The sequence below is a fragment of the Salegentibacter echinorum genome, assembly GCF_900129445.1.
In the GTDB taxonomy this organism is placed as follows: Bacteria; Bacteroidota; Bacteroidia; order Flavobacteriales; family Flavobacteriaceae; genus Salegentibacter; species Salegentibacter echinorum.
This window is the reverse complement of the sequence record NZ_FQVT01000001.1, coordinates 106776-119210: the sequence shown is the minus strand read 5'-3', so window position 1 is coordinate 119210 and position 12435 is coordinate 106776. Positions and strand designations below refer to the sequence as shown.

Genomic DNA, 12435 nt, shown 5'->3' with positions numbered 1-12435 from the left:
TTTTGTATATAATTAGTATTGTTTCTCATTGTCCACTGGTCAATGCATATTTTTTATGTTGTGAATAACACCGCCATCAACCAAAATATCGGTACTATTAATAAACCTTGCGGCATCACTGGCTAAAAAGAATACCACATCTGCCACATCTTCGGGTTTTCCGTTACGTTTTAAGGGCGTTGCCTTTTTAATCATTTCCATTCGCTCTGGATGTTCTTCTGCCGCTTTTAGAGCCATTTTGGTTTCAATAACCCCGGGAGAAACCGAAACAATTCGCGCTCCTTTCTCTCCCCATTTGTTGGCATATTTATGGGTTAACAGCTGCACGCCGCGTTTGGCAAAATTGTACATCGTATCTGAATCGTCATTCACAAACTTAACCACGGTATCGAAAGACCCCGCTGCTTGCGGATACTTAAGTGCTTCGTCATATTCTTCGTTGGCCGGTACGGCGTGGGCCATCATTGACGAAAGTAAAATTGCCACGGAATCTTTGTTGGCCAGTTCATAAAAAGCTTCAATTAGCAGTTCTGTCGCCACCAAATCTATAGTAAAGACTTTGTTTAGGTCCTTTACCGTTCCACTTACCCCGGCAGTATGAATAAAGGTTTTTACTGAACCCTGTTTTTTCACAAATTTCACCAATTTCTCGATATCCTTTTTATCGGTTATATCACAGGCAATTCCCTTTACGTCAAAACCTTCTTTTGAAAATTTATCTACAACCTTATCTACGGTTTCCTGCGAATAATCGGTTAAAATTATGGGATGGTCTTTAAAGGCTTTGGCACAGGTTTGGCCTATGCCTCCTGCTCCCCCGGTAATTACTACAATGTCTTTTTGATTTTTCATAATATTTTCTCTAAATACAGTATTTATGGTATATCGCCGCATCAAGCGTACCAGTTTCTGGTAATAATAGGTTAAACTTTTATCCAGGAAATGCTATTGCTTTGAATAAACTTAAAGTTACGACCTTATTGGCATTATTAAAAATTTAGGGCATCGATTGGTAATACTTTAGGACTAATTTAAACAACTGGGATTTATTAAAGAGGTAAGAAAAGTTTCTGCGGAAACGCAAGATGGAAATGGAATTTTGAAATACAGTATATGTTGTATTTTATCTACACTTTCTGCTTTATTTATTCTGAAATATTTATTCTCCAGGAGTTAAAAGAACGTCTCAAATAGGAGTATTAAAACTATACAGAAGTTTTCAATGCAAAAGTGTTACGAAAAACCTTAAAAATTATAGCTTACCCCAATCGCAAAATTTCGAAGGGCCGAGGCCGAATAGGATTGCCCGTCTCCGGGGCCGCCATTATCAAACACATACGTGGCGTAATTTTCATTGAAAATATTGTTGAATTCAACAAAAATTTGCCCTTTATGTGAAAAAGCACCCGCAAAGTTGTAAAACAGCATCGCATCGGCCCGGGTGTACCCCTGATAATAGAAAAAATTCTCCAAGCCGGTCGCGTATTTCCCCACGTCCCTTACATTAATGCGTGCGCCCAGTCCCGATTCCAGGGTATAGTCCAAAGAGAGATTGGCTACTGTTCGTGGAACGTTATTCAGTTCTTTGCCTTCCAGGGATTCGTCAACGTTAGATTTGATTTCGGTCTTAATATAAGCCAGCGAACCGTTAAAATTGAGACGATTTACTGGTTGTGCGTTTATTCCCAGCTCCAATCCCCTGCGCTGTGTTTTTCCCGTATTGATGAAAACCCCAGATCCCGGTGCCGTTTCATTTACTTCTTTGGACGTATTCAAAATAAATCCCGTTAAACTAAAATCGAATTTATTGCCGTAAGCATACTCCACCCCAGCCTCGTATTGCCAGATTTCGGAAGGATCGACCTTTGCTTCCTTATTGTAGCGAATTGAACCACTTGGCAGAGAAAAGCCGTTAGAAACGTTCGCCCTGAAATCAAAGCCTTCAAACAAAGTGGATCGGAAACCCAATTTCGGACTCAAATGCGAAAAATCGTTCAAGGGCCTAGTTTCATTGGGACTGCCCGGGTCATTCAGTTCCAAATGGCCATTATAAACATCATACCGAAGCCCGAGGCTTGGTCTAAAGTACCGGTGAATATCAATTTCAGTCTGGAGGAAAGCTGAAAATGATCGCAGCTCAAAATCACGATTTTCGTTCAGGTTTTGTCGCTGCCTAAAATCGGTGTCCCAGTTTTTATAGTTTGTGATCTCATTAAAATATTCTACCCCGCCAATCCAATTCAATGCTATATCCCCAAGGCTGTTTTTTCCATTTAAATTGGCGCCTGCAGCATACAAGTTCCGCTCCACATAATTTTCAGCTTGTCCGCCCGGCTCGTAAAAGAATTTTAAATAGCGTTGTGAATTCTGCTGAACGGCATAACCGAACACCAACAAACTGAGGTTTTGGTTGAAATTATGGTTGATATCAATCCTTTCCGAGGCAAAATTTTTAGCGCCACCATCATTTTCAGCATTTACGGCCTGATCGTTTCGACGGTCCAAATCGTTAAACTGCTTCGTGGGAATATAGCCCGTAGCATCCCATTTACCGCTGTAGGCCTTTAGATTTAAAGCAATCTCCGTACGATCTGTGAGCTCATAAGCAACCCGTCCGTTCAAATTTCCCTTTAAGAATTCTGAATTTTCTTTGTAGCCACCCGTCCTGTACAATTGGGCTGCGAAATTGGTTTTCAGGGCTTTTTCGTTAATACTGAAAGGTTTTCCTAAAGCTATTTGTGCATCAAAGGTTTCAAAAGACCCACCTTTCAGGCTCAAATCCTGATAATCACCACCTTTTCTGGTTTCAAAGGCTAATGTTCCCGCCATTCCAAAACGACCGAACAAGGCAGAAGATGGGCCTTTATACACCTCAACTTGACTGATGTTAAGAGGAATTATTAAATTCATATCGGCATATCCGTCGTGGTTGCCCTCGCCTTCATTAAGCGAAACCCCATCTACCTCTATCGCGGCCTGCCCCTCGTGGCCACCGCCACTAAACCCACGCAACATAAACGCATCGGCAACGCCACCCTGGTTATAGGCACCGATTTCGACCCCAGGGACTTTTTCTAAAATGTCAAGTGCACTGGTAATATGAAGTTCTTTAATCGTTTTTAAGTTTATCGTGGAAACCGTTTCTGTTCTATTTCGCTTATTCAAACCGTCTCCTTTAACCACAATTTCACTAAGATCGAAGGTTGCTTCCTCTAGTTTTATTTCCACTACTGTAGATTTAGATGCCTGAACACGTATGGATTTTTTTACGGATTTAAAACCTATGGCGGAAGTTTCAAGAATATGATCGCCAACAGGAACATTCGCAATGGTGAAGCTTCCGTTTTTATTGGAAATAGCAGCTTTGTCGGTATTTAGAATCCTAATATGTACATCTTCTACACCAGTCCCATCCCCGGAAAAAACTATACCTTCAATACTGCAGGTTTCCTGGGCGCTTACCCCAGATATTCCCACAAAACCCAGTAATAAAATCAGTAGTTGTAACTTCATAAAATCCTAAATTAAAAATGACTATACTGCGTAATACTTTTTATGTAATTCGTAATACTCTGCAAACATAGCGGTTTTCAGGGTTATTTTAAACTGAACAAGGAATAAAATTTGGTGACGGAATCCGAGTTCGGGTATAATCAGGCTCACCCCCGAACGAGATGGATTTTTAAGATGAATTAAAAAGCTGAACTACCCCCTGAAAGCTCCTGAAAATCAAGAATTCGGTCACAGGTTTTTTCCAATAAAGAAAGTTCGTGGCTAATGACGAGCATTCCCAGTTGATGCTGTTCAACCAGTTGCAGAACGGTTTCCCAAATTTGTGCCTTGGTAATGGCATCGAGCATCGTGGTCATCTCATCTGCAATCAAGTATCGGGTTTCCGGCACCAGGGCACGTGCCAGGCAAAAGCGTTGCAGTTCCCCGCCGGAAAGTTGGGAGGGATAACGTTGCATCCACTCCTGGCTTATTCCCAGTTCCTGTAAAAATTCAGCACTGAAATCACCAGATTCTTTTAAAACTTGTTTCATCAGCCAACGCGGGTTGATGGTTTTTTCGGGATGCTGCCCGATCAACTGTACCGGATTTCGCCCTTTTTGGAGCGGTGTTTTACCATCAACTACAATCGAACCTTTATCGGCCTTTAGATAGCCGGCAACTACTTTGGCAAAAGTGGTTTTTCCTATTCCACTTGATCCGTATAAGCCAAGGACTTCCCCAGGCTTCAGCTCAAGGCTAATTTCATCGAAAATCCAATAATCTCGATGATAACCAAAGCTTATGTTGTTTACTTTAAGCATAAAAACACCTCACCATTCCATTATTTATTATCTCAGACTTCGGCTTATTTTTTTTACAAAAATCGGTCGCTATGGGGCAGCGTGGTTCAAACACACACCCCTTAGGAACCCTTCCTGCCTCTGGCTGATTTCCTTTTAGGGCTTTAAAATCGTTTTCTGGCAAAGCTCGCCATAAAGCTTTTGTATAGGGATGTCTAAGGTTTTCGCCATCTCCTGAAAAATCTTCCTTCCTGGCAATTTCAAGGGTTTCCCCGCCATAAAAAACAGCGATTTTATCGGCGATTTTCAAGGCTGCGTGAATATCGTGGGTAATAAACATAATGCCCCGGTTATTCTCACTGAGCTGTTTTATATTTTGAAGGATTTCCCGCAAGGTTTTTTTATCCAGCCCGGGAGTGGGTTCATCGGCGATGATGAGTCTTGCCTCGCTTGCCATTGCGGTGGCTATCAAAACCCTTCGCGCCATTCCCCCCGAAAGCTCAAAGGGATATTTTTTATCGGTATTTGCCGGCAAGCCCAGTTTTTGAAAAGCTTCTCGTTGAATTCTCTTTTTCGCCTTTTTATCCCGAACTATACTTTGTACCTGCTTTCCGGTTTTCATTAAGGGATCTAAAGCCTTTACCGATTGGGGAATTAACGAAATGGCATTCCCGCGCAGTTGTTCCTGTCGTCTTTTCGTCAGCCTTGTTCCTTCAAAATAAATCTTTCCCCCGGTTTTCGCATTTTCAGGTAGAATCCCCAAAATGGAATCGGCCAACAGGCTTTTGCCCGAGCCGCTGGATCCCACCACGGCAACAATTTCCCCCGGATAAATGCTCAACTCAAAATCCCTTATTACCTGAATATAGGTTTCCTGAAATCCATTTTCATACTGCGGAAATGCAAGCGAAAAATCCCTGACCTTCAATAAAGGTTGCATTTCTTTTGTTTCAGAAAGTGGTGTTTTTTCCATAGAACTCATTGTTTTTGTCCTTTAAGGGGATCGAAGACCTTCCGCAGATTACGCCCCAGATTATCAAAAACAGCAACCATCAGTAACAGCATCAAACCCGGAAACACAGCCAACCACCACATTCCCGAAGACAAATAGCCCATCGCTTCAGACAGGATAATCCCAATGGCCGGTTGTTCTGAAGACAGGCCAAAACCTAAAAAGGTAATACTGGCTTCGTGTAGAATAGCGTGCGGGAACATCAGGATAAAGCCAATCGCCAACTGCGGTATCAAATGCGGTAAAATATGATGTTTGGCAATCCAAAACCAGGATTTGCCCAAATTGCGGGAAACCGCGATATATTCGGTGTTTTTAATCTGCATAATTTCGGCTCTTAACAATCGCGCCAAACGTGGCCAGTGGGTTAGAGCTACAGCAATAACAACTCCGTAAAGTCCGCCGCCAAGCATAAAAGAAATCAAAATAAGTGAGACAATATGTGGTACGGCCAGGAACAAATCTATAAGTCCGGTAACCAGGGAATCTAGTGTTTTGTTAACCAGCAATAACAGGCTAAGCAGCAAGGCAATCACGGCACTGATAAAAGCAGCCAACAAACCGACCCAAAAACTTAAGGCCAGACCTTTTACGGTGCGAATAAACATATCACGCCCCAACCAATCGGTTCCAAATGGATGTGCCAGGGAAGGCGCGCTAAAAGCCCCGTCAAAATTCACCCTTAGTCCTTCTTGGCCGATCAAAAACCCACTCGCGATCAAAAGTAGGAACAAAGCCACTGCAATACCGGAAAAGACCAACGCACGTTTGCGCCGATTTCTTTTTCCCGAACGTTTTAAGGGCCAATATTTAGAAATAGCCTCAGTCATTGACAGTTTTGATTTTCATACGAGGATCGATCGCTACATAAAGTAAATCTGCCATAAAATTTCCGAAGAAAATAAAGACCACACTAAACAAGGTAATGCCCAAAAGCAGGGGTACGTCGCCGCCCAATCCGGCCTTTACCACGGCCTGCCCCAGTCCCGGATAGGAAAAAACCTGTTCGGTCAAAACGGCTCCGCCAAAAAGTTCGCCAAAAGATGCGAAATGCAACGAAATGGCGGGTAATGAAATATTTCGCAGACCGTGGCGCCATAATAATTTCATTCCGCTTTCCCCTTTCGCCCTGGCAAACCGGATGAACTCACTGTTCAAGACCTCGACCAGTTTTTCCCTGGTATGCAAAGCGATGCCCGCCACCCCCACAATGCTGAGGGTAAGGACGGGCAAAATTAAGTGGTTGATCTTGTCAACGAAACTTACCTCCTCGCTTAAGATACCTGCTGGGGAAGCCAGTCCCACCGGAAACCAGCCCAAATAGGAAGCAAAAAACATCAAAAGCAATAAACCCAGCCAAAAAGCGGGCGTGGAAGCCAGGATAAAACAGTAGGTTTTTATAAAGCGGTCGAGCGTGGAGCCCTCATTCATTCCCCCCAGGATTCCCAGAAAAAATCCTAAAACTCCGGAAAACAGCCAGGCCAAACCCATAAGGGCCAGAGAGGCGGTGAAGCGTTCTATGATAATTTCTGAAACCGGTTTTCGATAGATCAAGGAATTCCCCAGGTTTCCCTGGGCCACGGCTTTGGCCCACTGTAGAAATTGTTGCGGTTTGGATTGATCCAATCCCCAATAAGCTTCGATGTTTTTCTGTTGTTCCGGACTTATACGTGCTATTTCGGCTCCGATATAAGAGCGAACCGGGTCAACGGGGGAATAGCTTATCAATACAAATGATAAAATACTGATTGCCGCCAATAGGCCAATCAATTTCCCAATTTTTTTCAGGATAAATTTTATCATTTACAGTCCTTTTTTTGGTCTTTTTAATCTTCCCAGTGCCAGTTTTCAATAAAATCGGTGATGGGCCAACTGTGTTCGTGGGGCTGCACCTTCTGCGGACCAATCACCAGGTTTTCCCTAATAAGAAAGAGATGGTCGAGGTTCACCAGCCAAACCCAGGGCGCATCCCCAAGATTCGAAAACCCGGTTTTTCCATCCCATTGTGCTTTTTTCCAATACCTATTGGCCTGTTCTTGCGAGGTGGCTTGCAAGGCTTTTTCAAAATAGGCATCCACGGAATCGTTAGCATAATAATTTACATTGTGCAGTCCGCGTCCCCTTGCCTTGCTGCTAAAAGTGTTGTACAACTCCAGCGGATCGTGACTTCCCAATCCAAATAAAACGGCACTGGAATGCATCTCCATTTCAATGGCGTTCCAGTTTTTGCCTTTTGTCTCAATTTGAATGCCCAAAGGTTTTACCATATCGGCAAAGGCGATGGACAGGGATTTTCTTATTTGGTCGTTGGCGGGATAATAGAGGCTAAATTCGGCTTTAACCCCATCCTTTTCACGGATGTTGCCATTTTGAAGCTTCCAGCCGGCTTCTTCTAAAATTTTTCTGGCTTTGTCAAGATCCCCGTCATTTGTAATTTCCGTCTCGGGATTCCACCAGGGCAAATGATCGGCAATGGAATAGGCCGGGGTCCCGTATCCCTTTAAAACGCCATCGACCAAAGCTTCGCGATCAATCCCAATATTCAAAGCTTTTCGGATTGCGATATCCGAAGTCACATTATTCCCAATGGGATTGCCATTTACTGTTTCTCCTTCGTTTGGCACAAAAGGCAGTACCAAACCGCGATTATCAACGCTTTTTAAGTTGATCAACTTCATCCCGTTCACTTTTTCATCGGCCAGAGTGGGCGAAACGGTTACAACATCCGCCTGTCCGGATTTCGCAGCCGCAAAAGCCGCATCCTGAGATAAAAATAAAAAGGTTAATCTTTTGAAATAAGGTTTTTTTCCGAAGTAATAAGGATTGGCTTCAAGAATCAACTGTTGGCCTTTGTCCCATTGAACCATTTTATACGGCCCAGAACCCACCGGATTTTCATTATAGGAAGCGTCATAAGCGTGTTCGGGCACAATACCCAGGCTTATGAGATGAAAGATAAAGGTGGAATTGCGCTTTTTTAAGGTAAATTGAACCTCAAGCCTATCAATTTTTTCAACTTTTTGCAAATTGGTCAAATCAACCACCGAAGCACTGTTTTTAGCAGTATTGAAGGTAAACACTACGTCGTCGGCAGTAAGAGGTTTACCATCGGAAAATTTGATACTATCGCGAAGTTTGACCGTCCATTTTAAACCGTCTTCATTGACTTTGTAATCGGTTGCGACGTTGTTTTCAATATTAAAATCCTTATCATACTTCAACAAGGTACTTTGAAAAAGCGGCGAACCATATTGTCCCCAACCGGTGGTGGGATCAAAACCGTTATCGGGCTCCCCACCAATCGCCAGGATCAAGTGATCCTTTTGTACCTGGTTTCCGTTTTTACTCTTTTCATCATTTTCGCCACAGGAAATTAGGAGTGCTGTAACCATTAAAAATAGGATGGTCTTCATTTTGTTCTTCATCATCACAATGCTCACGAAATATTGAGTTTTTAACAAAGGTAATATTTATTTCAGCAATCGTAATACTCGCTGAAAATAAGAATGTTAGAATTTCTTGTATAAACTTAGTTTTGAAGAAATTCTAAGTTTAAAAATCGATTAATAACTCAAATCCATTGATTACCATTCCAACTCCAATTACAGTAATAATTAGTCCCATGATCCTACCTATCACACCAATCACATTTTTACCAAGTCTCCTTATAATTAGGCCACTCATACGGAATATGACAAAGTGAAGTAAACATATAACCCCAAACATGGCAATCACAATTCCCATTTCTATCCAGCCCCTTCCAGATACAAATGTCATAGCCGTTACAATACTTCCGGGACCTGCCATAAGTGGTGTTGCAAGAGGTGAGATTGCTACATTTGGGTCGAACCTATTCTTTTTTTCATCTTCAATATCGTCGTTAGAATCTCTGGAACGAACCATATCTACCCCGGCCAAGAATATTAAAATACCTCCGGCAATTTTAAAAGCCGGAATTGTTAACCCAAATAAACTAAAAATAATTTTTCCTAGAATTACAAAGGCTAATACAATGAAAAAAGCAACGGTTACGGCTTTTCTCTTGGCTTCCTTCTTTTGTTCTTCATTTGCCTTCTCTACAATCGACATGTAAACAGGCAAATTAGCAATGGGATTGGTTATAGCAAAGAATCCTGTGAAAACGGTAATTGCAAATCCGATATAAATTAATAAACTATCCATAATGTTTTATTTTAAAATACATATATCCATAGGTGATGCAGCTATTCAAAAAATTTTTAAGTCTGTGGGACTAATACCAAAAGGACATACAAATTAGCCCCATATTTATGCGAAAAATTCAAGTTTCTTCGTTTAAAATCTCTTTATGAATTCTGGAAAAATAAAAAAAGCCGTCTCGTATAATTTTGAAACGGCTCTTTATCTAACATTACATCCGTAAAGAATTTATTGAACTCATAATTTGATATCAATCTTCCATTTTAATTACACTACAATATTTCCATCATTAATTTTTGAAAGATTAAAATATCAAAATTGCTATAAGATCAATACTTTCTTAATGAGGACAGTTGTTTGTTATACCAGGTCTCGCTGATTAACTTTTGACAAGCCGAAAATACTTTTTCAATATCCTGAGTCATATTTGCCATTACCCGCACTGTAAATCCGGAAACCATAAGGCTGGAAATTCCAGCTTTAAAATCACCAGCTTGTTCGTTTATCACTTCCTGGAGACGCTTCACTAATTCCCCATCAGCTTTTTCGCTTATCACGATAAAGGTTCCAAGATGTGTATAATCTTCCATAAAACCCAATACGTCTATTTTCTGTACGGCCGGTTCCAGTTTTATATTGTCATAAACTACCAATTCATCTTCCATATAAATATTGGTCCTAAGTTGGAGCATATCATAACTAAACGATCGCCCTTCGGCAGACCAACCGGGAGTTAAAATATCTGAATAAAGCAAGGTGGCACCTTTTTTCATATGAATAGTATCCAACTGACTGTACCTGGCTTTTTCATACCCAATTATAGGATCTGACAGGTATTCCAAATAACTATTTTCAGCAAGAAATATTTCCGTTTCCTGGTAAACCGGCTTTGTGGGCGTTTTGTAAATTAAGGTGGCACCAAGGGTAGTGAGTGTTAACTCTGCATTTTCCCTAACCCGAACTTCAGTACGGTAGGTATCGCCATCCAGATAACCGCCCCCAACATTGAGGATGTAATAACAAGGCCTTCCCGTTCTTCCATGATAAATAGGACGTTGTACCTTTAAAGCATCATGAAAGTAAACATTTTTAGGTACGGACTTTCCTGCCCGGTTTTCTATATCAAGATTAAGAATACCGGTCCATTCGGGTTTAGACATGTTCTTTCAATCCTGTTAATAAAACATTTTCCTCAATCCATTTTACCACATCGGCCAAACCATCATCGGTTTTAAGGTTGGTGAAAAAGAAAGCTTTATCACCCCTAAATTTTTTAGTGTCTGAAGCCATAATATCAAGATTGGCATCAACGTAAGGTGCCAAATCTGTTTTATTAATAATGAATAAATCAGATTTTATCATTCCCTGTCCGCCTTTTCTCGGAATTTTTTCACCCTGGGCAACATCGATGATATAAATGGAAAAATCTACAAGTTCCGGGCTAAAAGTAGCCGCAAGGTTATCGCCTCCGCTTTCTATAAAAATAAGTTCTGTATTAGGATGCCTGTCTATTAAAATATCAACGGTTTCGGCGTTCATCGAAATATCTTCCCGAATAGCAGCGTGTGGGCAACCACCCGTTTCCACTCCAATAATCCGGTCTTCAGGCAAAACCCCATTACGTAAAAGAATTTTAGCATCTTCTTTAGTATAAATATCGTTGGTAATTACACAGGTTTCCACCTTGTCATTTAAAGCACGCGTAATTTTTTCTATAAGTTGGGTTTTTCCTGATCCAACCGGACCGCCAACTCCTATTTTTATTGGTTTCATATCAATATATTTTTTAAATTTTTAAAGTATCTAAGACATAAATATCCTAACGGTAACATTTTCATGTTGCAATTGCGCCATTTCTATACCGGGCGCAATTGTTCCGAAGTCGCTTTCTTTTAACGTATTTATGGTTTCTACAGCTTTCTTTAATATAGGTTGAAAATTAGAAATAATTTGTTGCCCTGCCGTTTGACCTATCGGAATAGCCCGCACCGCATTTTGCACAAGATTAATTACCGTAGAATACATATAATACAGTATTGTAGTATCTCTTGAAATTTTTAAATGATGTCCTGCCATGGCAAATAAAATCGCCGGGTGAGCATTAGATTTCTTTTCCTGAATACGCTTGCTGTACAAATTAATCATTTCTGAATCATAAATAGTCTCAGCTATTTTAACCAGTGATCTGCCCATAAACCGCGTACCCTCCCGGGTTTCTCGCGACATATTTTGCACGGTAAGCACACGGTCTAAATGCCATATCTCTTCTAAATTATCATTTTCCAGGGCTTCGTAAGCCAGTTTAATCGCATACCCATCGGCAGTTACCATTTGTTCTTGCACATACAATGTTAACCATTGTGAAAAAGTTTCGGGATCAACTACTTTATCCTGTTGGATATAAGTTTCTAATCCGAAGGAATGACTAAACCCGCCACTGGGAAAATTGGAATCGCATAATTGAAATAAGGTCAATAAACTGCTATCCATGGCTATGCGCTCCTGTTATATGCCGAAAAGCATCTTTCACCTTTCTGTCTTCCCTTTTAAACGGAATTCCCTTGGTTTTAAGTAATTCTTCCACGAGGTAATCGTATTGCACCAGCATTTCGTTGCCCTCAAACTTTGCGGGCATGTGCCTGTTGCCCAATTCGTGGGCGATGACACCCATTTCCTGGATATCATTAGGCTGTATGACAAGAAGATCATCACTTTTAACATCAATGATAATCATGCTTCTATCATTCATAAACAGGATATCACCATCCTTAAGATCTTTGGGAGTAGATAAGCGAACACCTATATCCCGATTATGATCGGTTTTAAGGCGTTGCACCCGCTTCACGAGATCGGAACTTTCCAGATTTACTTTCTCAATATGGCGTTTCTCGATTTCAGCATTATCCATATCGTGGACGTTGCCCAGGATTTTTTCTATAATCATATTTTACG

At 41.2% G+C, this 12435-nt stretch carries 12 protein-coding genes; all 12 read right to left on the bottom strand.

Features of this window, described 5'->3' with window-relative positions; all coding sequences use genetic code 11:
- Positions 1-39: 39 nt before the first annotated feature.
- The 12 genes from BUA71_RS00590 to ureE all read right to left on the bottom strand — a co-directional run bounded on the left by BUA71_RS00590 (position 40) and on the right by ureE (position 12427).
- Entirely contained in the window at positions 40-852 is an 813-nt protein-coding gene (locus BUA71_RS00590; RefSeq protein WP_072875710.1) for an SDR family oxidoreductase, read from the bottom strand.
- 393 nt (positions 853-1245) lie between these two features.
- Entirely contained in the window at positions 1246-3513 is a 2268-nt protein-coding gene (locus BUA71_RS00585; RefSeq protein ID WP_072875708.1) for a TonB-dependent receptor, read from the bottom strand.
- A 179-nt stretch (positions 3514-3692) separates the two neighbouring features.
- Complete coding sequence (locus tag BUA71_RS00580) at positions 3693-4313, bottom strand: ABC transporter ATP-binding protein (RefSeq protein WP_072875706.1); 621 nt, start codon at positions 4311-4313, stop codon at positions 3693-3695.
- A complete protein-coding gene (locus BUA71_RS00575; protein ID WP_139277044.1) occupies positions 4306-5265 on the bottom strand; it encodes an ABC transporter ATP-binding protein in 960 nt (319 codons plus the stop codon). The genes BUA71_RS00580 and BUA71_RS00575 overlap by 8 nt, the downstream gene beginning before the upstream one ends.
- Positions 5266-5270: 5 nt before the next feature.
- Entirely contained in the window at positions 5271-6134 is an 864-nt protein-coding gene (locus BUA71_RS00570; RefSeq protein WP_072875702.1) for an ABC transporter permease, read from the bottom strand.
- Positions 6127-7107 (bottom strand): ABC transporter permease, encoded by a 981-nt coding sequence (locus BUA71_RS00565; RefSeq protein ID WP_072875700.1) that lies wholly within the window; start codon positions 7105-7107, stop codon positions 6127-6129. Before BUA71_RS00565 ends, BUA71_RS00570 begins: the two co-directional genes overlap by 8 nt.
- Before the next feature lie 23 nt (positions 7108-7130).
- Positions 7131-8765 (bottom strand): ABC transporter substrate-binding protein, encoded by a 1635-nt coding sequence (locus tag BUA71_RS00560; RefSeq protein WP_217653598.1) that lies wholly within the window; start codon positions 8763-8765, stop codon positions 7131-7133.
- A gap of 91 nt (positions 8766-8856) precedes the next feature.
- Entirely contained in the window at positions 8857-9486 is a 630-nt protein-coding gene (locus tag BUA71_RS00555; RefSeq protein WP_072875695.1) for a MarC family protein, read from the bottom strand.
- A gap of 326 nt (positions 9487-9812) precedes the next feature.
- A complete protein-coding gene (locus BUA71_RS00550; RefSeq protein ID WP_072875693.1) occupies positions 9813-10643 on the bottom strand; it encodes an urease accessory protein UreD in 831 nt (276 codons plus the stop codon).
- Positions 10636-11256, bottom strand: coding sequence for an urease accessory protein UreG (gene ureG / locus BUA71_RS00545; RefSeq protein ID WP_072875691.1), 621 nt, complete (start codon positions 11254-11256; stop codon positions 10636-10638). The genes BUA71_RS00550 and ureG overlap by 8 nt, the downstream gene beginning before the upstream one ends.
- A 30-nt stretch (positions 11257-11286) precedes the next feature.
- Positions 11287-11973, bottom strand: a complete 687-nt coding sequence (locus BUA71_RS00540) for an urease accessory protein UreF (protein WP_072875689.1) — start codon at positions 11971-11973, stop codon at positions 11287-11289.
- Positions 11966-12427, bottom strand: a complete 462-nt coding sequence (gene ureE / locus BUA71_RS00535; RefSeq protein ID WP_072875687.1) for an urease accessory protein UreE — start codon at positions 12425-12427, stop codon at positions 11966-11968. The genes BUA71_RS00540 and ureE overlap by 8 nt, the downstream gene beginning before the upstream one ends.
- Positions 12428-12435 lie beyond the last annotated feature (8 nt).